We start from the raw sequence: 20757 nt of genomic DNA on the forward strand, positions 1-20757 counted from the left end.
TTCGAGCGGCCGGTGCTTTGCACTGCTGCGCCTTGTACATTCGTACGAATGCATCGCACCCCGGGATACGGGGAAGTCTACGAAGCGGCCGACCGTCAGCAACGATACCGGCACACCGGACAGCCCCCACGGGACGGGGGCGTGGCCGGAAGGTAGCGTCTGGGGGGAGCTGGCCGGGGAACGCGGTGGTGGTGCGGTGCGTTCACCAAGTGACAGCTCATTCCGGATCAGTCGTTCACCAAGGGGAAGACGCTCACTTGATGTCGGACCGCAGCCTGCGACTCCTCACACTCCCTCCGCAGTCCGTGCAGGGAGGGAAGCGTGGCGCCGTCCTGCTGCGGGAGCGGCCCGCCTCGCCTCCCGACGCACCTTCGGACAAGAAGCCCGGCGACGAGCAGAGCGGCGGCACCCAGGACGACAACCCCTTCGCCCCGCCGCCGGAAGGCACACCGGACCGCCCGTGGCGGCCACGCCGCCCGGCCGACGGGGAGAACGGCGACGGATCGGGCGGCGCCGGTTCCCCCTGGGGCAGCCAGTGGAGCGACCGCCAGCCGGGCCGCTCCCCCGGCGGCTTCGGCGAGCGCCCCGGCGGTCCGCCCCCCAGCCCCGAGGGTCAGGGCGGCAACAACAACCAGGGCTCCGGCATGCGCTGGGACCCGACGGACCCCGCCCAGCGCCGCGCCCGCTATGCCCTGCTGTGCGGCATGTGGGCCTTCTTCTTCGCGCTCTTCAGCTGGCCTTACGTGGCCCTGCTGTTGGGCGCCCTCGCCCTGTACTGGGGGGTGAGCGCCCTGCGCGCCACCAAGGCCGGCGCCTCCGAGCACGCGGGCGACCCGGGCGGCCGCCCGCAGGCGACGGCGGCGGTGACCGGCCTGGTGACGGCCTCCCTGGCCATCGCCCTGGTCGCCGCAAGCTTCACTGCGCAGATGGTTTACAGCGACTACTACACCTGCACGAACGACGCCCTCACGAACCAGGCGAAGCAGTCCTGCAGTCAGCTTCTGCCGAAGGAGCTGCGGGGGTTGCTGGGGACCAACGGCTGACGGACGGGAGCGGCTGACGACCGGCCGCCCTGGCGGCACGGTCGGCGGTCATGGCAGGTCCGGCGCGTCCGGTACGTCCGGCGCCTCAGGCGTCCGCGGCTGATCGGACGCGTCCTTCAGCGCCGCCCAGCGGGACTCGCGGGTGGCGTCGCCGGGCCATGGAGCCTGCGGCTGGGGCGACGGCTCGGCGGGCAGGAAGTCGTACGGCCCGAACCCCGCTTCCTCCTGGTCGCGGAGCGCGTCGTACGCGTCGTCCTGGTCGTCCTGGTTGTAGGGCACGGGCGGCCTTCCGGCGTCCGCCGCCTTCGGCGCCCCCTCCTTGCCGCCGGACCGCTTCCGGAGCCCGAACCATGCCCTGCCGGAAGCCGACTTCCTGCGGCGACGGCCCTTGCCCTTCGGCTCTTCCGACCCGGGCGCCACGGCCTCCGGCCTCGGCTCCACGATCTTCGGCATCGGCGCCGTGGTCTTCTGCGTCAGCTCCAGGGTGTTCGGCCCGGGCCCTCCGGCCGCCCGGCGTCGCCGACTCGCCATGCCCCGCCAGGCCCGCACGCACACTGCCGTCGGAATCGCCGCAACGGCCGTCCAGACGAGCGTCGCGCCCCCCGTCTCCCACCACACCGGCCCGAACCGGGCAAGCTGGCCGACCCCCAGCCGCCCGCCCGCCATCGCCGCGAGTACGGCCATTCCGGCCCCGCACAGCAGCGCCGCCAACGCGGCGGTACCGGCGGCCTGCCGGGCACCTGACGCACCGGGAGCTGCATCAAGTGATGCACCGGAGGATGTGACGGGGGATGCGCCGGACGTCGTACCGGAGGATGCTGCGCCCGCTTCCGCCGCGCCCACAAACCAGCCCACCACCAGCCCGGCCGCCAGCGGCACCGCTCCCGCGACCCAGTTCGGCCACGCCGCGGCCCCCGCGTCCGGCACCGCGGCCAGCAGCGGAAACGGTGGCAGGAGCGGCGCCGGGGCCGAGGACAGCTGATCCACCACATGCCCCGTGCCCAGCACGAACCCCGGCCCGAGGGCGTAAGCCGCCCCCCAGACCGCCGCGTTCGGCACCAGCACCAGGCAGAGGAACAGCACGGCGAAACGACCCGACCAGCCCTCCGTCAGCTGCAGGAAGGACACCCGCGCCAGCCCGCCGTGCCACACCAGCGACACGGCCACCAGCACCGCCCCGCCCCCGACGAGCACCGCCGCCCCCGCCCCCGCGGCCCGCGCCGCAGCGCCCAGACGGGTGCGGGGCTCCGGCCCGCGGACGAACCGCCGCACCCCGCCCGGCAGCAGCTTCAGCACACCGTCGAACGCCCCGCGCGGATGCCCGTACGCCGTCCACACCCCGGCCCCCGCCATCACCATGACGAGCAACGGGAGGCACAGCACGGCCCGCCCCCACGAGAGCCGCAGCTCGCCGCCCGAGGTGTACAGCGCGGCGGCCGCGCCGACGCCGAGGTAGCCGAGGACGACGCCCGCCCAGGCCGTACGGCCGGACAGGAGTGGCACGTCGGCCTCGTCCTCACCGCCGTAGACCACGTCCCGTGCCGCCCGGTGCAGCAGCAGCACCGGCACCACCATCAGCAGCAGCGGCGTGACACCCACCGGAGCGGGGACACCGGAGAGCGAGTCGGTGCGCAGCAGTTCGGCGCCGTGCGCCAGCAGCCACAGGGCCGCGGCGACATGCAGCGCACCGGCCGGCCCGCTGTCGGGGTACGGCGAGCTGATCCAGAACACCATCACCATCACGGTGATCGCCCCGAGCCCCAGCCCGGCGGCCACCGCACCGGCCGTCACGCCGGCGCCCATCCCCGGCGATCGGTCGCGCATCCGGGTACGCAGCCGGGTGCGCAGGTACGACAACGGAGGCCGGCGGGCGGTGCTCATCTGGATCACGACCGCCATGCTCCCAACGACACGCGCTTTCTCGTCGTAACAGGCAAACCTCCGAAGTGTCGCTCAATATACGTTTATGTACTTTTTCCCACGGAAGGGCGCACCGTGACGCAGGATCAGGTCGCTCCCCTGACACCCGCTCAGGCCTTCGACGCGCTGTACGCGTTCTGCGCCCCCGCCCTCGTACGGCAGACGTTCCTGCTCACCGGGCGGCGCCTGCTGGCGCGTGAATCGGTCGAGCGGGCCTTCCAACTCGCCTGGCAGCGCTGGCCCGAGGTGGCCGTCGACCGGGACCCGGCGGGGTGGGTGCGGGCGACGGCGTACGAGTACGCGCTCTCCCCCTGGCACGAGTTCCGCCCGCTCCTGCGCCGCCGCGAGCCACCGCTCACCGACCGGTGCGACCGCGCGCTGCTGGGCGTACTCCTGGAACTCCCGCCGTCGTATCGCCGGGCACTGCTGCTCTACGACGGTGTCGGCCTCGATCTGCCGGAGACGGCGGCCGAGGCGGAGGCGAGCACTCCGGCGGCGGCCCACCGGCTGCTGCACGCGCGCGAGGCGGTCGCCGCGCGCCTGCCGGAGCTCGCCGACCCGTCCGCCCTGAACCGCCGTCTGGCCGAACTGGCCTCCGCCGAGCGGCTGCACGCACCCAAATCACTGACGGTGCGCAGGGGCGGCGAGCGCAAGACACGCTTCTGGACGCGGGCCGCCATCGCCTTCACGGCGGCCCTGATCGGGACAACGGCGCTGGCCCTGCGGACGGCCCCGACGCACTACGAGCCCCCGGTACCACCGGGCGCGATAGTGCAGGGAGTCCCGCCACGGGTCGCCCTGGGTGCGCTGTCACAGGCAGAGGCACAGCTGCGGGCGAAGCTGCGCGGGGCGACGGCACACGGCCCGGAACGGCTCGTGCCACAGACGCAATAGCCCCCGCGTAGCCTGCGGGCAGTCGTGCCGCTGGGGCGGCACGGGTGGGCGCAGGCGGCACCCCGCCAGCGCGGGCAAGCGAAAACGCCGGTGGGCCCGCCCCCACCCGGGGAACGGGCCCACCAACGTTCAGCTAAGAAGCCGCTGTTCAGCCGGCCAGGATCTCGCGCGCCAGCTTCGCCGTCTCGGTCGGCGTCTTGCCGACCTTGACGCCGGCGGCCTCGAGGGCCTCCTTCTTGGCGGCAGCCGTACCGGAGGAACCGGAGACGATGGCGCCGGCGTGGCCCATGGTCTTGCCCTCGGGCGCGGTGAAGCCCGCGACGTAGCCGACGACCGGCTTGGTCACGTTCTCCTTGATGAACGCGGCCGCGCGCTCCTCGGCGTCGCCGCCGATCTCACCAATCATCACGATCAGGTCGGTGTCGGGGTCGGCCTCGAAGGCAGCCAGCGCGTCGATGTGCGTCGTACCGATGACCGGGTCACCGCCGATGCCCACAGCCGACGAGAAGCCGATGTCACGCAGCTCGTACATCATCTGGTACGTCAGCGTGCCGGACTTCGAGACCAGGCCGATGCGGCCCGGCTTGGTGATGTCGCCCGGGATGATGCCGGCGTTCGACTGGCCCGGGGTGATGAGGCCGGGGCAGTTCGGGCCGATGATGCGGGTCTTGTTGCCCTGCGACACGGCGTACGCGTAGAACGCGGCCGAGTCGTGGACCGCGATGCCCTCGGTGATGACGACGGCGAGGGGGATCTCGGCGTCGATCGCCTCGACCACGGCGGCCTTGGCGAAGGCCGGCGGGACGAAGAGGACGGATACGTTCGCGCCCGTCTTCTCGATCGCCTCGGCGACGGTGCCGAAGACCGGGATCTCGGTGCCGTCGACGTCGACGGTGGTGCCCGCCTTGCGCGGGTTCACGCCACCGACGATGTCGGTGCCGTCGGCGAGCATGAGCTTGGTGTGCTTCATGCCCGTGGAGCCGGTCATGCCCTGGACGATGACCTTGCTGTCCTTGTTGAGGAAGATAGCCATGGCTGTTTGTCCTCGTCCCTTACTTCGCAGCCGCGAGCTCGGCGGCCTTGTCGGCCGCGCCGTCCATGGTGTCGACGCGCTGCACCAGCGGGTGGTTGGCGTCGGTGAGGATCTGGCGACCCAGTTCGGCGTTGTTGCCGTCGAGACGGACGACGAGCGGCTTGGTGACGTCCTCGCCGCGGTCCTCCAGGAGCTTCAGCGCCTGCACGATGCCGTTGGCGACCTCGTCGCACGCGGTGATGCCGCCGAAGACGTTGACGAAGACGGACTTGACGTCCGGGTCGCCCAGGATGATCTCCAGGCCGTTCGCCATGACCTGCGCGGAGGCGCCGCCGCCGATGTCGAGGAAGTTGGCGGGCTTGACGCCACCGTGGTTCTCACCGGCGTACGCGACGACGTCCAGGGTGCTCATGACGAGACCCGCGCCGTTGCCGATGATGCCGACCTCGCCGTCGAGCTTGACGTAGTTGAGGTTCTTCTCCTTGGCGGCGGCCTCCAGCGGGTTCGCGGAGTCCTTGTCCTGGAGGGCCTCGTGCTCCGGCTGACGGAACTCGGCGTTCTCGTCCAGGGAGACCTTGCCGTCCAGCGCGATGACGTCACCGGAGGCGACCTTCGCGAGCGGGTTGACCTCGACGAGGAGCGCGTCCTCTTCGATGAAGGTCTTCCACAGGGTGACCAGGACGTTGACGACCTTGTCGGCGACCTCGGCCGGGAACTTGGCGGCCGCGACGATCTCGCGGGCCTTCTCCTCGGTCACGCCGACGTTGGCGTCGATCGGGGTCTTGGCGACGGCCTCGGGGCGGGTCTCCGCCACCTCCTCGATCTCCATGCCGCCCTCGACGGACGCGATGGAGAGGAAGGTGCGGTTGGCACGGTCCAGGAGGTAGGAGACGTAGTACTCCTCCACGATCTCCGGAGCGGTCTCGGCGATCATCACCTTGTGGACCGTGTGGCCCTTGATGTCCATGCCGAGGATGTCCGTCGCGCGGGCGACGGCCTCGTCCGGGGTGGCGGCGAGCTTCACGCCACCGGCCTTGCCACGGCCGCCGACCTTCACCTGGGCCTTGACGACAGACTTGCCGCCGAGACGCTCGGTGGCTGCGCGGGCCGCCTCAGGCGTGTCGATGACTTCACCGGCCAGCACCGGTACATCGTGCTTGGCGAAGAGGTCCCTCGCCTGGTACTCGAACAGGTCCACGCGCTTCCGTCCCTATCAGTGATCTCGCGGTTCGTTGGATGCGTGGGCGTGCCGCGAAGGGCAACGTGACGTCCGCTAGTCACAGGGGAGGCGCACACGGTGTCCGAGCGCGCGGCATGTCCGTCTCGCAGGTTATCGCTGCTTGCGGAGGGCCCCTAAATCGAGGGTCACACCTGAGCGGTGATACCTGTCACATGATGCCGCGCTCACTGGCACGGCGTGCCGGATGTGAGGCGCGGGGGAGCTGTGGGGCGGGCACAGGGAAGGGCCTCACCGGGCTGGGGTTTACCCGGTGAGGCCCTCTGTAAAGCCCCGAAGAGGGGCTCGGAGCAGTTGATCCCCACCCCAATGGGGATCACCTGGCTCCGTCCGCGGGAGTGCGGCCGGACGGATCGACGGCTTTCGGCCGTCCGGGTCCTCGGGCCCGCGGAGTCGATGCGATCAGACGCCGTACGGGTTGCCGTAGTGCAGGTTCTGCGCGTTCTGGACGTAGCCCGGCGTGATCGACTCGCTGACGCCCTCGACACCGGTGACGGCGTGAGCGGCGAGCGGGCCACCGGTGGAGCGGACGGTGCCGGTCAGATCGCCGGCGAAGGGCGCGACCTGGCCCGCGACGCCGTACGTGAACGGGTCGACGTCGCCGACGACGCCGTACGCGAAGGGCGCGACATCGCCCGCGACGCCGTACGCCAGCGTCGTCGCACTGCCGCCGACGCCCTGGACCACGGGCTCGACCAGGTCGACGACGGGCTGCGCGACCTGCGTGACACCCTGCGCGAACTGCGGCACCTGGCCGGTCACGCCGTACGCCAGGCCGGTCGCGTCACCGGTCACGCCGTACGCGAGCGGCGCCACGTCCGCGGCGATCCCGCCGGCGAACGGCCGGACGTCACCCGCGACGCCGTACGCCAGCCCGCCCGCGTCCCCGACGGCCTGCCCGGCGACCGGCAGCACGCCGTCCACAGTGGTGTGCGCGACGGGTGGCAGCACGCTGCCCGTGACATCACCGGTGACGTCACCGACCAGGCCGGTGGCGTACGGCGGTACGTCCGCGACGACGCCGGTCGCGACCGGCGCCACGCCGTACACGGCACCGCCGGCCACCGACTGCACGTCGTACACCGCGCCACGCGCGACGGGCGTCACGCCGTGGACCACACCGCCGACCACCGGCTGCACGCCCTCGACGGCGTGGGCGGCGACCGGCTGGACGCCCTGCACTGCGTGCGCGACCACCGGCTGGACGCCCTCGACGACCCCGCCCGCGACCGGCTGGACGTCGGCCACGACGCCGTACGCCAGCGCCGTCACGGCGTCGACCGTGTGACCGGCGGCCTGCCGGACCCCGGTCACGGCGCCGCCCGCGACGGGCAGCACGCCGTTCACCGCACCGGTGGCGACCGGTGCCACGCCGTCCACCGCGTGGGTGGCGACCGGCAGCACGCCGCTCACGGCGCCCGTGGCGACCGGCGTCACGCCGTCCACGGCGTGCGTCGCGGTGGGTGCGACCCCGCCGCCGGTCCGCTCGGCGACCGGGACGACGCCCGCCACCGCCTGACCGACGACCGGCGTGATGCTGTGCACGGCGTCGGCCGCGAGGGGCGGGACGACGGCCGCGGCCGTCTCCGCGACGACGGGGGTGACCGTGCCGGGGACGCTCTTGACGGTGCCGACGACCTTCAGCTCGACGCCGTCCACCGTGCCCGTGACATGGCCCGGCACCGCGGAAACGGAGGCCTGGGCGGCGCCGGCTACGGCACCGGCCTCGCCCTGCCCGATGGCGGCCACGCCTGCGGCACGGCCCTGGACGCCCGCCGCGGTGCGGCCCGCGCCCGCGACGGTGTGCTGCGCCTTCGTCCGTACGACACCGTCGACGCCCTGCGCCTGGGTGCGGGCCGCCGACTGCACGCCCTGGAGCTTCGTCTGGGCGGCGGCAAGGGCCTGCTCCAGCTCCGGCGCGAAGGCGGCCAGCGGGCCGAAGAGGTAGTCGACCTCGCCCCGGGGGGAGTCGGTCGTGTCGGTGACGGTGGTGCGGGCGGTGGCGTTGGCGCCCTGGGCCGCGGCCTTCGCCTCGGCCTGCGCGGCACGGGCGGCCTTGGCGCCCTGGATGGCGGCGGTGCCCTTGACCTTGGACGCCTTCTTGGCCGCCTGCGGGACGGACACCTTGCCGTCGACGTACTTGCGGACCTGCTCGGCAGTGCCACCGGGCGTCGCCTTCTCGGCGCCGGCGACGGTGCCGGTGGCCGTGGAGGTCGCCTTGGCCGCGGTGCCGCCGACCGTCCCGGTGACGCCGGAGACGGTGTCCTGGACGCCGGTGACGACGCCGTCGACCGTGCCGGTGACGGTGTCGGTCAGCGTGCCGAGGGTGCTGTCGGTGTCGACGGTCGCGTCGGCGTTCGTGTCGGAGACGGACAGGGAGGAGGAGGGCAGCTCGTCAGCGCTGGCGACAGCGGAACCGAGCGCCCACGCGCCGGTGACACCGGCGGCTATGACGATGGAGCGACGGATGTTCTTGTTCATGCGTGCGTCAGATCCTTAGATCCCTGGGAGCTCCGAGGCTCCTTGATCTCAGGGGAGATCCGGGGAGCTCAGGGGAGTTCCGGGGCTTCTTCGAAGGGCTTGGAGCGCCGCTTCCGGTCCTGGTCCGGGGAGTCGGGACCAGCGGAATCGGCGGCTTCCGTCCGGAGAACGAAGGACGTCCGGACGGGCGGGCAGACCTGCTCCGCCCCCGCGCGGCAGGTCCGTAGCGGGGGGAAGGACCGGCCCTAGCCGGGGAATACGGGAATGTCCCGGTGCCTGTCCCGGGTCCCGGCCGCGGCTGCGCGAGCGGCGGCGCCGGGCACAAGCCGCACGGGCGCCCGGTGGTTCAGGGCGACGGCGTGCGCGTCACCGTGCCTGGAGCTGCCGTTGTCGACCGCGGCCCGGTTGGCCGACGCATCGGCCGGGTCGCGGTCGGGAGCCTGCTGCGCCGGGGCATACCCGGCACCGGCGGGCCGCTGCGCGGAGGCCGTGTGGGTGGCATTGGCGGTGACGGTGACGTCGGCGGCGAACCGCGGCCCGTCCGCCGTACCGCTCGACCTCGCTCCGGAGCGCCTGTCGTCGACGGCGCCATCCGTCGCCGAGTGCCCCGCGGCACCCGGCTGCGGCGCCTGCGCGACCGGCGCGGGAAGTATCTGGCCCGGCTGCGCGGGAAGACCGGGAAGGCCCGGCACCGACGGGGACCCGGGCAGTCCCGGCAGGGCGGGCAACGACGACAACGGCGGTATCTGCGCGGTCGCCCTGCCCAGCCCGGCAGTCACCGCCTCCACCAGACCACCGACCGGCCGCACGACACGATCGCCCACGGACTGGACGAGGTCACCGGTCAGGGGAGCGAGGACCTGATCGGCCGCGCCCAGGTGCGAGAGGGACTCGGTGATCGGGTGCGCGGGTCCGGGATCGGGCTTGGCGTCGGCCGGCGCCGGCGCGGCGGGAGCCGTCGGCTTGGGCTCGGCGGCGGGCGGCGCGGTGTGCGTCGCGGGTACGGCCGCAGCGTTCGTCAGCCGACCGACCGTACCGACCGCACTGCTAGTCAACGACCGGACGCCGTCCGCCGGAGCGGTCGACACGGCCTCGGACGCGGAGGCGGCCGGCGCCCCCTCCGCCGCATGCGCCTGCTCCCCGCAGAGGAAGCCCAGCGCGAACAACCCGCCCACCAGCAGGACCACTTGCAGCGCACGCCGTCCGGCCGCCGTGCGCATCACGCGCAGAGCGGCACCGGGCAAGGCTGCTGGCCAGGTCAAGAGGGGGTGGTCCTCCCGTGCGGCGGAACGAATTTCACGCGACGAGCCGTAATGAACCGTAACGAGCCGTAACGAGCTATGAGTCGGCGCGACGTGGTCCGGAACGAGCGGAGCAACGGCGCACCGCTGATGAGGCGTCGATACTCGCACGGCCCTCCCGAGGTTGCGCAAGCCCCCCGTTACTGATGGGTAGGCATGTCCGTTTTGCTGGTCGAAGTCGGACGACGATGCATCGACAAATCGTCAGCGAACGCTCCATCTCTGCCCGGTCATGCCGTGTCAGGTATGGGCAGCGGGCGCTTCTCGATCGCCGCCGCCATCACTTCGGGGAACAGATCGGGGGTGCACGCGAACGCCGGTGCCCCCAGCGCGGCGAGCGCGGCCGCATGCTCCCGGTCGTAGGCGGGCGCCCCTTCGTCCGACAGCGCGAGCAGCGTCACGAACTGCACTCCCGACGCCTTCATCGCCGCGACCCGCTTGAGCATCTCGTTCCGTATCCCTCCCTCGTACAGATCGCTGATGAGCACGACCACCGTCTCCGCGGGTCGGGTGATCTGCGACTGGCAGTAGGCGAGTGCCCGGTTGATGTCCGTGCCGCCGCCGAGCTGGGTCCCGAACAGCACGTCCACGGGGTCGTCCAGCTGGTCGGTGAGGTCGACGACCGCCGTGTCGAAGACGACAAGCCGCGTGTTGATCGACCGCATGGACGCGAGCACCGCCCCGAAGACGGACGCGTAGACCACGGACGCCGCCATCGACCCCGACTGGTCGATGCAGAGGACGACCTCCTTCTTCACCGACTGGGACGCCCGCCCGTAGCCGATGAGCCGCTCCGGCACGATGGTCCGGTACTCGGGGAGATAGTGCTTGAGGTTGGCCGCGATGGTGCGGTTCCAGTCGATGTCGTGGTGGCGCGGCCGGTTGATACGGGCGCTGCGGTCGAGGGCCCCGGTGAGGGTGGCCCGGGTACGGGTGGCGAGCCGCTTCTCAAGGTCCTCGACGACCTTGCGCACGACGGCCCGTGCCGTCTCCTTGGTCGTCTCCGGCATCGCCTTGTTGAGCGAGAGCAGCGTGCCGACAAGGTGTACGTCGGCCTCCACCGCCGCCAGCATCTCCGGCTCCAGCAGCAGCGCGGACAGCCCCAGCCGGTCGATGGCATCGCGCTGCATGACCTGTACGACGGAGGAGGGGAAATACGTCCGGATGTCCCCCAGCCAGCGCGCCACCGACGGCGCCGATGCCCCGAGCCCCGCCGAACGGTCCCGCCCCGTCTGTCCCTGCTTGTCCCCCTTCCCGTACAGCGCGGCCAACGCCCCGTCCATCGCGCTGTCCTGCCCCGACAGCGCGCATCCCGTGCCGTCGGCGGCGTCGCCCCCGAGCACGAGCCGCCAGCGCCGCAGCCGCTCCTGTCCCGGGGCTGCCGGGTCCATGGCCTCGGTCGTCATCGGCACACCTCCGTACGGGGCCGGTCCCAGAGCGGCATCACCGGCACGGTCGTCGTCGGCACCCGGCCCTCCTCCCGGAGCTTCTGCGCGACGCCGCGGACGGCGTCGCCCCCACTGCCCCGTCGCCTCTGCTCCCGCAGTCCTTCGGCTGTCATCCCGCCACCCCCACAAGGTTGTTGTCGACGCCGTCGTCCTCGGCACCCGATGCTGCTCCGCCCGGTTCCAGCCCCAGCAGCAGCCGGACCACCGGTAGCACGGCGTCCGCGCGCCCGGGGTCGAGGTCGGCTCCGAAGCCCGGTATGCCGGAGCCGGCGGCCGTCACGCTCCCCCGCTCCCCCGGTCCGCGCCGGACCAGCTCGCCCAGCGTCCGGCGCACCCCCGGCTCGTACGCCGAGAACGTCCGCCGCAGCAGGGGCAGTACGTCCGTGAACGCCTCCGCCGGCACTCCGGTCAGCCAGGCGTCGACCAGTCCGAGCAGCCGCTCGTCGTGCACGAGGAGCATCCCGCCGCCGGATCCTCCGCCGACGAAGCCCTCGATCCACGCGGCCGCGTCCCCTGGTGGCGTCCCCGGCGACAGCATGAGCCCCATGAGCCGTGCCGCCTCGTCCTGCGCCAGCTCCCCGTCGTCCAGCAGCAGCCGCACGGCCCGCCCCCGGACCACACCGGGCACCGTGTCCCGGACGGACAGCACACGCAGCACCGAGTGCCAGCGGCCACGCAGATCACGGTGGTCCTGCGCGGGGGCCGTGCCCGAGTGCTCCGTCGCGCGGTGCCCGGGGGCCGAGCCGGAGTGCTCCGTCGCGCGGTGCCCGGGGGCCGAGCGGTCGGCGGGCACGTCTGCCGTGCGGTTCGCCTGCGGGGGCAGGTCGCCGGTGGATTCAGCCACCCGGTGGGCAAGCGCGGCCGCATCGCCCAGCAGCCCCACCGCCCCGTGCACCGCGTCCACATGGCGCCGCATCTCCTCGGCCGCGTCCGCGTCCAGGGCCGCACAGGCCGGGGGCAGGCCGACGAATATCCGCTCGGCGAGACCCGCGGCGACCCCTGCCAACGCCCCGGTGTCCGTACCGCGCACATCGCCGTACCTCAGGGAACGGACCAGTGCGGGCAGGGCCTGCGCGAGGTGGCCGACGTCCGTGTCGAGTGCCGCCCGGTCGGCGAGGACCTGCATCACCACCGGTAGCGCCGCAGGTAGTTCGGACAACAGGCAGCGCTCAGCGAGCCCGGTGACGTCCGCCAGGGCCTGTGCGGCGACGGCGTCCGCCTCCGCCTTGGCCGTCGCGGCGGCGAGCACCGTCGTACCCCACACCCCGGCCTCCGCCACCCGCACAGACAGCTCCGGTTCCCAGCGCAGCCGCCACGTCTCCCGGAACGTGCCCGTACTGCCCCGCGAGGCCACCGGCTCGCCCCACGTCACACCCAGCAACCGCAGCCGGTGCAGCAGCCTGCTGCGCCCGGCGTCGGTCTCCTTGCGCAGGTCGAGCTCCAACTCCCGCTCCAGCGCCTCCGGTTTGAGTCGCAGTCGGCGCTGGATCCGGTCCAGATCCCGCTGCAATGGCACCGCGGGCGCGGCCTGCGGCACCTCCCCCAGCACGTCCCCGACGACCAGCCGGTCGTGCACCAGCGCCAACGGCACGTCCGAGCCCTCGCACATCACTGCGCGCACCGCGTCGGTCGTCTCGCCGAGTCCCGGCAGCGGACGGCCCCGCATCACGGCGAGCGTCTCCGCCAGCCGCACCGCCTCGATTACATGCGCCGAGGAGACGATCCGGTCCTCGTCCCGCAGCAGTCCGGCCACCTTGGTCATCCACCGCTCGACCGGCCGGTCCGGGGCGGCGAACAGATGCCCGTACCAGCCAGGCGAGTCGATTCCCGCCCCGTACCCGCTGACCCGCGACAGCCTCCGGTACGTCCACGGCACCCACGTCATGTCCGCCTTGACCTTGGGCAGCCCCTTCACCAACGCCCGGTCGGCGGCGACGGCCGTCTTCTGCCGCAGCGCCGGAACGTGCCAGGCCCCACACACGACGGCCACCGCATCCCCGAACTCCCGCTGCGCCGCCCGCACCTGGAGCCGCATATACGCCTCCCGCACGAGATCCCGGTCATGCCCGCCACTGCCGTACGCCTCCCGCAGCGCCCCCATGGCCTCTTCGAGCACGAGGAACGGCGCGAACGCGCCCCCCTCTCCCATCCCCCGGTGCTCGACGACGTCCTCCCACCACCGCTCGGGGTCGTCGTACCCGGCGGCTTCGGCAAGCACGGCAAGGGGGTCGACACGGACGCCGACCTCGACGGCCGAGCTGCCGGCGGAGGGCTGCGCACGTGGATCGGCATCGGGGGCGTGGTCGGTGTCGAGGTCGAGGTCGCGGTCGCGGTCGCGGTCAGTGTCTGTGTCGGTGTCTGTGTCGATGTCGATGTCGATGTCGGTATCGGTATCGACGCCGGAGCCGGCTCCGGCTCCGGTCTCTGCCTCGGGGCCGGAGCCGCCCCCAGTGTCGGCTCCGGCCCCTGCCCCGACCCCGGAGTTGGCGTCGGATCCGCCCCCGGTCCCGCCCCCAGCACCGGAGTTGGTATCGCCCCCGCGCTCGGCGCCCTCGCCGCCCACGCCCCCGCGCCCGGCGTCGCTGTCGGCCACGCCGCCCGCGGCCGAATCGCCGTCGCCCCCAGGCCCGTTGCCGACTCCCCCGCCGGGCCCGCCCTCATCGTCCTTCCGCCACGCCAAGGTGTGCGTCGCAGGCAAATCGATGAAGCGTGCCGGGACTTCGTGCTCCAGGGCCCACCGGATCGCGACCCACTCCGGGGAGAACTCGGCGAGCGGCCAGAAGGCCGAGCGGCCGGGCTCGTCCACGGCGTGGGCGAGGAGGGCGACCGGAGGCCGCATGTCCTCCTCGGCGGCCAGCGGGATCAACGCGTCGGCCTCGGGCGGCCCCTCGATCAGGACGGCCCGGGGCCGGGCCGCGTCCAACGCCGCCCGTACCGCCCGCGCCGAGCCGGGTCCGTGATGCCGTACGCCGAGCAGCAGCGGCCCGCCACCGGCCTGGAAGCTCCCGCCCCTCGCAGTCCCTGTCACGCCGTCCCCCTCGTCGTCCTGGTCATCGGACCCCTCGATTGCCGCCGCCGGACGGCTTCCGGCTGTACTCCGCGCCGCTGCCGTTCCCGACGTACGCCCCGTCCTCGTATGCCATGCGCACGGAGCCGCCACCCGGCCCCTGGCCCCCGCCCGACCCCTTGTTCCCACCGCTCCCACCCGGTCGCCCCCACCCCAGGTCGTTCACGCGCTCACCTCCCGGCAGGCCCGGTAGAAGTCCTTCCAGCCGTCGCGCTCGCGGACGACCGCCTCCAGGTACTCCTGCCAGATGACGCGGTCGGCCGCCGGGTCGCGGACGACGGCGCCGAGGATGCCCGCGGCGACGTCGCCGGCCCGCAGTACGCCGTCGCCGAAGTGGGCGGCCAGCGCGAGCCCGCTGGTGACGACGGAAATCGCCTCCGCCGTCGACAATGTCCCGCTCGGCGACTTGAGCTTCGTACGGCCGTCGGACGTGACCCCGTCGCGCAGCTCTCGGAAGACGGTCACGACGCGGCGGATCTCGTCGGCGCCGTCGGGCACGGCCGGCAGGTCCAGCGAACGGCCGATCTGGTCGACCCGGCGCGAGACGATGTCGACCTCCGCCTCGACGCTCTCCGGCAGCGGCAGCACCACCGTGTTGAAGCGGCGGCGCAGGGCGCTGGACAGGTCGTTGACCCCGCGGTCCCGGTCATTGGCCGTGGCGATCAGGTTGAAGCCGCGGACCGCCTGCACCTCCTGCCCCAACTCCGGTATCGGCAGCGTCTTCTCGGAAAGGATGGTGATGAGCGTGTCCTGGACGTCGGCGGGGATACGGGTCAGCTCCTCCACCCGCGCCGTCATCCCCTCCGCCATCGCCCGCATGACCGGGCTGGGCACCAGGGCGTCCCGGCTCGGGCCGTTCGCCAGCAGCTGCGCGTAGTTCCAGCCGTAGCGGATCGCCTCCTCCGGTGTGCCCGCCGTGCCCTGCACGAGCAGCGTCGAGTCTCCGCTGACCGCCGCGGCCAAGTGCTCGGACACCCAGGTCTTCGCGGTGCCGGGCACGCCGAGCAGGAGCAGGGCGCGGTCGGTGGCGAGCGTGGTGACGGCGACCTCGACGATGCGGCGCGGGCCCACGTACTTCGGCGAGATCACCGTGCCGTCCGGCAGGGTGCCGCCGAGCAGATACGTCGCCACCGCCCACGGCGACAGCTTCCAGCGGGCCGGGCGCGGGCGGTCGTCCTGCTCGGCCAGCGCGGCGAGTTCACCGGCGAAGGCATCCTCGGCATGCGGCCGCAATGCCTCGGCCGGCTCCTTCGCGAGTACTTCGGCCACTTCGACGGTCGTCGGTTCCACGGACACAGACATGGCTGAGTCCCCCTCCAGCTCGGCCGGTTCGGATCTGACACCAACCGTGCACCACGCCACTGACAATCCGTTCCGACCTGCGAAAACGTGCTCGCGAGACCGTTTGCGAGATCGCTCGCGGACCGATTGTCAGTGGTGGGATCTACCGTCGGAGACATGACTCAGCAGGGGGTGCGCTGGAGCGCGGATCAGGTGCTGGCACTGGCGCCTGACGCCGCGTCACGCAAAGCGGGAAGCAAACTCGGCGCGGCCGGACCGTGGTCCGAGGCGGGGAGTTCCGACGAGGGGACGGTGTGGGGGCTGTGCAAGGGCAGTGGCAGCAAGCCGTATCAGACGGTCGTGGACATCGCGGACGCGGCGGGCCCCGCGTACAAGTGCAGTTGCCCGAGCCGCAAGTTCCCGTGCAAGCACGCGCTCGGGCTGCTGCTGCTCTGGGCGGGCGAGGATGGCGCGGTCCCGTCGGGGCAGGTGCCGGACTGGGCCGAGCAGTGGATAGAGGGGAGAAGGCAGCGCGCCGAGCAGAAGCGGACGGCGGGGGCATCCCCTTCCTCGTCCGGGTCCGGTGATCCGGAGGCCGCGCATCGCCGGGCTGAGCGCCGGGCCGAGCGGATCACCGCGGGCGCGACCGAGTTGGAGCAGCGCCTGGCCGACCTGCTGCGCGGCGGTCTGGCGAGCGCGGAGCAGGCGGGATACGGGCTGTGGGAGGAGACGGCGGCCCGCATGGTCGACGCCCAGGCACCCGGACTGGCAGCGCGGGTGCGGGAGTTGGGGGCGGTCCCGTCGTCCGGGCCCGGCTGGCCGGTGCGCCTGCTGGAGGAGTGCGCGTTGCTCCATCTCCTCGACCAGGGCTGGCTGCACCGCGAGCAGCTGCCGGACGGCCTCGCGGCGACGGTCCGTTCACGGATCGGCCTGTCCGGCACGGCGGACGGCCCGCCGCTGCGGGACCGCTGGCTGGTCCTCGCCCAGTACGACACGGCGGACGCACGCCTGACGACCCGCCGGATCTGGCTGCACGGCACCGACTCGGACCGCACCGCACTGCTCCTCTCCTACGGCGCCGCGGGCCGCGCCCCGGAGCTGGCGCTGCCCGTCGGGCTGGCCTTGGATGCCGAGGTGTCCGCCTATCCGGGCGCCGGGCAGCTGCGGGCGGCCCTGGGCGAGCAGTTCGCCCCGCCGGCACCGGCGGTGACACGGCCACCGGGAGTGACGACGTCCCAGGCAGCCACCCGCTACGGCGATGCGTTGCGGGAGGACCCATGGCTGGACTCCGTGCCGGTCACGCTGGACCGGGTCGTACCGGTCCCGGACGGCGACTCCTGGCAATTGGCGGACGCCGACGAGGACGCGGCGCTGCCGCTGACCACCGCCGCCCGCACCCGCCCCGGCCTCTGGCGCCTGGTCGCCCTCTCGGGCGGCGCCCCCGTCAAGGTCTTCGGCGAGTGCGGCCACCGGGGCTTCACGCCGCTGACGGCCTGGCCGGAGGGGGCGGGCGAGGCGGTACAGCTGTGCTGAGCCGACGGTTCGGGGACTGCCGTACGACGCCGCCGGGACGGACCCTTGATGGCCCTCCATGGAAAGGAACCACATGAACAGCACGTCCACACCCATGGATTCGCCCACCCCGGGCGCCTGGGAGGAGCTCGTCACGGCGGCGCTGCTCGGGACCGAGCGGCGCACCCCTCCGGGCGGAGCGGCGGGGCGGGAGGCACCGGTGGCGCTGCTGGACGCTGCCGCCTCGGAGACCGTACGACGACGGGCCGGGCTGCAGCCCGCGCGGGCGGCCGGGCGGCCCGATCCCGCGGCCGCGGACCCGCGCCCCGCGCTGCCCGCCGCCGCGGCCCGCAGGCTCGCGCTGCTGCTGGCCGACCGCCCCGGCACGGGCGGCGGCGGCCGTAGGGGCACGGCGCCGGACCTCATGGAGCTGCTGCCCCAGTGGCTCGCGGCGGCGAACGCCCGCGGCTTCGCGGCGCCCCCTCAGACCCTGCCCGCGCTGCTGGACGCGGCGCGGGGGCGTACGGATCTGCGGCCCGCGGCGCTGGCGTTCGCAGGGCCGCGGGCCGTGTGGCTCGCCCGGCTGAACCCGGACTGGCGCTTCGCCCTGCGCGCGATGCCGGGCGGGGGCGCCGCCCTGCCGCATCACGAGGACACGGAGAAGACGCGGCGCCTGTGGGAGGAGGGCCTGTTCGCCGAGCGGGTGGCGCTCCTGTCCGCCATACGCGCCCGGGAGCCCGCCACCGCCCGCGAGCTGCTGACAACGACCTGGTCGACGGAGCGGGCCGAGGACCGCCTGATGTTCCTCGACTCGCTGCGCACGGGACTGGGCCCGCAGGACGAGCCCTTCCTCGAACGGGCGCTGGCCGACCGCAGCCGCAACGTACGAGCGACGGCGGCCGAGCTGCTCTCCGCGCTGCCGGGTTCGGCGCTGGCCGCACGGATGGCGGTGAGGGCCGCGGCCTGTGTGGCCGTCGACCCCCTGCGGCGCTCACCGACGATCACCGTCGAGGCCCCGCACGAGTGCGACGCGAGCATGGAACGCGACGGTGTTGTGCCCAAGGCCCCGGCAGGACGGGGTGAACGGTCGTGGTGGTTCGGCCAGTTGGTGGAGGCGACACCGCTCGGGACATGGTCCGCGCGGCTTGGTGGACGTACGCCGCGGCAGATCGTGGCACTGCCGGTGACGGACGACTGGCAGAGCGAACTGCACGCGGCATGGTGCCGGGCTGCCGTGCGGCAGCGGGACCCCGAGTGGGCGCGGGCGCTCCTCGGGACCCCGTCCGCCCCGGAGGCCGGCGGGCCGGGAGCGGTATCGCTGGCTGAGCGCGCCAAGCTGCTCGGCACGCTGGGCTCCGCCGAACGGGCCGACTGGGTGGCCGGGTTCATCGCGGCACATGGTCTGTCCGAGGCGTTTCAGCTGCTCGGGGTGTGCGCGGTCCCCTGGGCTGCGCCGCTCGGGCGGGCGGTGGTCGACGCGCTCAACATCGCGCGGGACGCGGGGAGTTACCCATGGAGCTTCAGCGGAGTGATGGGCCTGGCCGAGCGCTGCCTCGACCCCTCCGAGGCAAGCCGCCTCGACGGCCTGCTGGCAATACCGGACGAACCGGAGGACGCGTCGCCCGGCGCCGGGGGCTACTGGGCGGAGGCGTTCCAGCGCCTGATGACGACATTGCGGCTGCGGGCGGCGATGACGGAGGAGCTGGGGGCGTAGGGCGGTACGTCTTCACCACCGGTCGGCTGCATCCAGCCCGTCCGGCGTTTGAGGACGAGGCCCTTCAGGCCGACCGGGGGTCTGGGGGCAGAGCCCCCGGGGACAGCAAGCCCCACTCACCCACAGCCCACCACGGCCTAAGCCCCAGCCGGCTGCCTGACATTGGCCCGCACCCAGTCCACGATCGACTGCGTCGTCGCCCCCGGCGTAAAGATCTCCGCGACACCCTTCTCCTTCAACGGAGCGATGTCCGCCTCGGGGATGATCCCGCCGCCGAAGACCAGGATGTCCTCCGCGTCCCGCTCCTTGAGCAGCTCGATCACCGCGGCGAAGAGCGTGTTGTGGGCGCCGGAGAGGATCGACAGCCCGATCGCGTCGGCGTCCTCCTGGATCGCGGTGTCGACGATCTGCTCGGGAGTCTGGTGAAGGCCGGTGTAGATGACCTCCATACCGGCGTCGCGCAGCGCCCGCGCGATCACCTTGGCCCCCCGATCGTGGCCGTCGAGCCCCGGCTTGGCCACCACCACGCGGATCGGACCGGCTGCCACACCCATCACTGCCTCCATGAAGCGACTGCATCCATCCCTACCGACAAGTACTGCAGTACCCGAAGCGGCCGGGGAAGTGAACGAACGTTATCGCCAGCATCCCGCAACCGGCAGTTTCGCGGTGAAGACCGAGGGGGAAATCACACGATGGGACACGTTCACCGCGCACTGTTCCGGCGGGAACACGCGCAACGGGAGCCGCAAAGAGGTAGCCGCACCACCGCGCCGCAGGCCGCGCGCCGTGGCGATGCGGCGTGTCGACGATGGCATGAAGGGCCGTCGACCGCCTTCCTCGCGGCTTCCCACGAGGGCACACGGGGGACAGAGGCGTCCTCCTGCGTGCCGACTGGAGGTCGGCCATGAAGGTCACCAGGGCAGCGCTGCCCTTTCTGCCGCTCTGCCAGCGGCTGCTCCCGAGCAGACTGGCGGGACTCTCCCTGGCCCTGCTGAAGGCGACCGCCCTGGAACTCGCGATCCTCGCGGGTCACCTCCTCCTCTATCCCTCCGGCATCGCACAGGAACGCCGAGGACCATCAGCCCCCCTGCCGTCGCCGGACGGCGCCGCACAGCTGCCGACCGAGACCAAACCCCCGGTCGTCCTCCTGCACGGCTTCATAGACAACCGCTCGGTCTTCGTGCTGCTGCGCCGCAGCCTCGCCCAGCACGGCAGGCCCCAGGTCGAGTCGCTCAACTACTCGCCGCTGACCTGCGACATCCGCACCGCGGCCGAGCTGCTCGGCCGGCACATAGAGGAGATCTGCGAGCGCACGGGCAGCGCGCAGGTCGACATCGTCGGGCACAGCCTCGGCGGACTGATAGCGCGGTACTACGTGCAGCGGCTCGGCGGTGACCTCCGCGTCCGCACACTGGTGACGCTCGGCACCCCGCACTCGGGAACCCGTGTGGTGCCGCTGGCCAACGCGCACCCGATCGTGCGCCAGATGCGCCCCGGCTCGGAGCTGCTGGAGGAGCTGACCCGGCCCGCTCCCGGCTGCCGTACGCACTTCGTGAGTTTCTGGAGCGACCTCGACCACTTGATGGATCCGCTGGAGACCGCCTGCATCGACCACCCCGACCTGATGGTGCAGAACGTACGGGTGAGCGGGATCGGACACCTCGCCCTGCCCGTGCACCCGGCCGTCGCAACCGGGATACGCCAGGCCCTCGACGCCGAGCCGACAGGAGCCGAAGCCGCCGCCCACGCCGGCGGCCTGACAGTGGCCTGACCGCATCCCGTACAGGCAGCTCACAGTCCTCGGACGGCGCTCGGACAGCACC

15 protein-coding genes are annotated in these 20757 nt (G+C 72.9%); 5 read left to right on the forward strand and 10 right to left on the reverse strand.

Translation table 11 applies throughout. The annotated features are described in order from the left end of the window. Positions 1–260 precede the first annotated feature (260 nt). Positions 261–1043, forward strand: a complete 783-nt coding sequence (locus P2Q00_RS26905) for a hypothetical protein (protein ID WP_275775389.1) — start codon at positions 261–263, stop codon at positions 1041–1043. A gap of 48 nt (positions 1044–1091) precedes the next feature. On the opposite strand, the gene P2Q00_RS26910 is transcribed toward P2Q00_RS26905, so the two are convergent. Next, the gene (locus tag P2Q00_RS26910) at positions 1092–2942 is read right to left on the reverse strand and encodes a cell division protein PerM (protein ID WP_275775390.1); all 1851 of its coding nucleotides are present in this window, start codon (positions 2940–2942) and stop codon (positions 1092–1094) included. A gap of 57 nt (positions 2943–2999) precedes the next feature. On the opposite strand from P2Q00_RS26910, the gene P2Q00_RS26915 reads away from it, so the two are divergent. Beyond that, on the forward strand, positions 3000–3857 hold the full coding sequence (locus tag P2Q00_RS26915; RefSeq protein ID WP_425579602.1) for a SigE family RNA polymerase sigma factor: 858 nt from the start codon (positions 3000–3002) through the stop codon (positions 3855–3857). Between the two features lie 148 nt (positions 3858–4005). Here P2Q00_RS26915 and sucD read toward each other — a convergent pair whose 3' ends face one another. From sucD to P2Q00_RS26955, 8 genes are all read right to left on the reverse strand, one after another. Beyond that, positions 4006–4890: a succinate--CoA ligase subunit alpha gene (sucD, locus tag P2Q00_RS26920; RefSeq protein ID WP_275775392.1), complete on the reverse strand. Its 885-nt coding sequence runs from the start codon at positions 4888–4890 to the stop codon at positions 4006–4008. Positions 4891–4909: 19 nt separating this feature from the next. After that, positions 4910–6088 carry an ADP-forming succinate--CoA ligase subunit beta gene (gene sucC, locus P2Q00_RS26925; protein WP_275775393.1) on the reverse strand — a complete coding sequence of 393 codons (1179 nt, stop codon included), beginning with the start codon at positions 6086–6088 and terminating at the stop codon, positions 4910–4912. A gap of 441 nt (positions 6089–6529) precedes the next feature. Next, entirely contained in the window at positions 6530–8608 is a 2079-nt protein-coding gene (locus tag P2Q00_RS26930) for a hypothetical protein (protein ID WP_275775394.1), read from the reverse strand. Positions 8609–8853: 245 nt separating this feature from the next. After that, a complete protein-coding gene (locus P2Q00_RS26935) occupies positions 8854–9870 on the reverse strand; it encodes a hypothetical protein (RefSeq protein WP_275775395.1) in 1017 nt (338 codons plus the stop codon). A 269-nt stretch (positions 9871–10139) separates the two neighbouring features. After that, a complete protein-coding gene (locus P2Q00_RS26940) occupies positions 10140–11315 on the reverse strand; it encodes a VWA domain-containing protein (protein ID WP_275775396.1) in 1176 nt (391 codons plus the stop codon). Continuing rightward, entirely contained in the window at positions 11312–11470 is a 159-nt protein-coding gene (locus P2Q00_RS26945; protein WP_275775397.1) for a hypothetical protein, read from the reverse strand. Before P2Q00_RS26945 ends, P2Q00_RS26940 begins: the two co-directional genes overlap by 4 nt. Continuing rightward, positions 11467–14385 carry a DUF5682 family protein gene (locus tag P2Q00_RS26950; protein WP_275775398.1) on the reverse strand — a complete coding sequence of 973 codons (2919 nt, stop codon included), beginning with the start codon at positions 14383–14385 and terminating at the stop codon, positions 11467–11469. Before P2Q00_RS26950 ends, P2Q00_RS26945 begins: the two co-directional genes overlap by 4 nt. A 201-nt stretch (positions 14386–14586) precedes the next feature. Next, positions 14587–15726 (reverse strand): ATP-binding protein, encoded by a 1140-nt coding sequence (locus tag P2Q00_RS26955; protein ID WP_275775399.1) that lies wholly within the window; start codon positions 15724–15726, stop codon positions 14587–14589. Between the two features lie 156 nt (positions 15727–15882). On the opposite strand from P2Q00_RS26955, the gene P2Q00_RS26960 reads away from it, so the two are divergent. Together P2Q00_RS26960 and P2Q00_RS26965 are read left to right on the forward strand one after the other, a co-directional pair. Beyond that, positions 15883–17238 (forward strand): SWIM zinc finger family protein, encoded by a 1356-nt coding sequence (locus tag P2Q00_RS26960; protein ID WP_275775400.1) that lies wholly within the window; start codon positions 15883–15885, stop codon positions 17236–17238. A gap of 73 nt (positions 17239–17311) precedes the next feature. After that, the gene (locus P2Q00_RS26965) at positions 17312–18931 is read left to right on the forward strand and encodes a DUF5691 domain-containing protein (RefSeq protein WP_275775401.1); all 1620 of its coding nucleotides are present in this window, start codon (positions 17312–17314) and stop codon (positions 18929–18931) included. A gap of 137 nt (positions 18932–19068) precedes the next feature. Here the strand turns inward: P2Q00_RS26965 and icmB are convergent, their stop codons facing one another. Beyond that, entirely contained in the window at positions 19069–19485 is a 417-nt protein-coding gene (gene icmB, locus P2Q00_RS26970) for a coenzyme B12-dependent isobutyryl CoA mutase small subunit (RefSeq protein WP_275775688.1), read from the reverse strand. Positions 19486–19838: 353 nt separating this feature from the next. Between icmB and P2Q00_RS26975 the strand changes: the two genes are divergently transcribed. Beyond that, positions 19839–20705: a lipase family alpha/beta hydrolase gene (locus P2Q00_RS26975; RefSeq protein ID WP_275775402.1), complete on the forward strand. Its 867-nt coding sequence runs from the start codon at positions 19839–19841 to the stop codon at positions 20703–20705. Positions 20706–20757 lie beyond the last annotated feature (52 nt).

The sequence above is a fragment of the Streptomyces coacervatus genome (assembly GCF_029223485.1).
GTDB classification, from domain to species: Bacteria; Actinomycetota; Actinomycetes; order Streptomycetales; family Streptomycetaceae; genus Streptomyces; species Streptomyces coacervatus.

Coding starts and splice junctions, on each gene's coding strand:
- P2Q00_RS26905 (WP_275775389.1), top strand. CDS start 261: ATGTCGGACCGCAGCCTGCGACTCCTCACACTCCCTCCGCAGTCCGTG.
- P2Q00_RS26910 (WP_275775390.1), bottom strand. CDS start 2,942: ATGGCGGTCGTGATCCAGATGAGCACCGCCCGCCGGCCTCCGTTGTCG.
- sucD (WP_275775392.1), bottom strand. CDS start 4,890: ATGGCTATCTTCCTCAACAAGGACAGCAAGGTCATCGTCCAGGGCATG.
- P2Q00_RS26930 (WP_275775394.1), bottom strand. CDS start 8,608: ATGAACAAGAACATCCGTCGCTCCATCGTCATAGCCGCCGGTGTCACC.
- P2Q00_RS26940 (WP_275775396.1), bottom strand. CDS start 11,315: ATGACGACCGAGGCCATGGACCCGGCAGCCCCGGGACAGGAGCGGCTG.
- P2Q00_RS26945 (WP_275775397.1), bottom strand. CDS start 11,470: ATGACAGCCGAAGGACTGCGGGAGCAGAGGCGACGGGGCAGTGGGGGC.
- P2Q00_RS26955 (WP_275775399.1), bottom strand. CDS start 15,726: ATGTCTGTGTCCGTGGAACCGACGACCGTCGAAGTGGCCGAAGTACTC.
- P2Q00_RS26960 (WP_275775400.1), top strand. CDS start 15,883: ATGACTCAGCAGGGGGTGCGCTGGAGCGCGGATCAGGTGCTGGCACTG.
- P2Q00_RS26965 (WP_275775401.1), top strand. CDS start 17,312: ATGAACAGCACGTCCACACCCATGGATTCGCCCACCCCGGGCGCCTGG.
- icmB (WP_275775688.1), bottom strand. CDS start 19,485: ATGGGTGTGGCAGCCGGTCCGATCCGCGTGGTGGTGGCCAAGCCGGGG.
- P2Q00_RS26975 (WP_275775402.1), top strand. CDS start 19,839: ATGAAGGTCACCAGGGCAGCGCTGCCCTTTCTGCCGCTCTGCCAGCGG.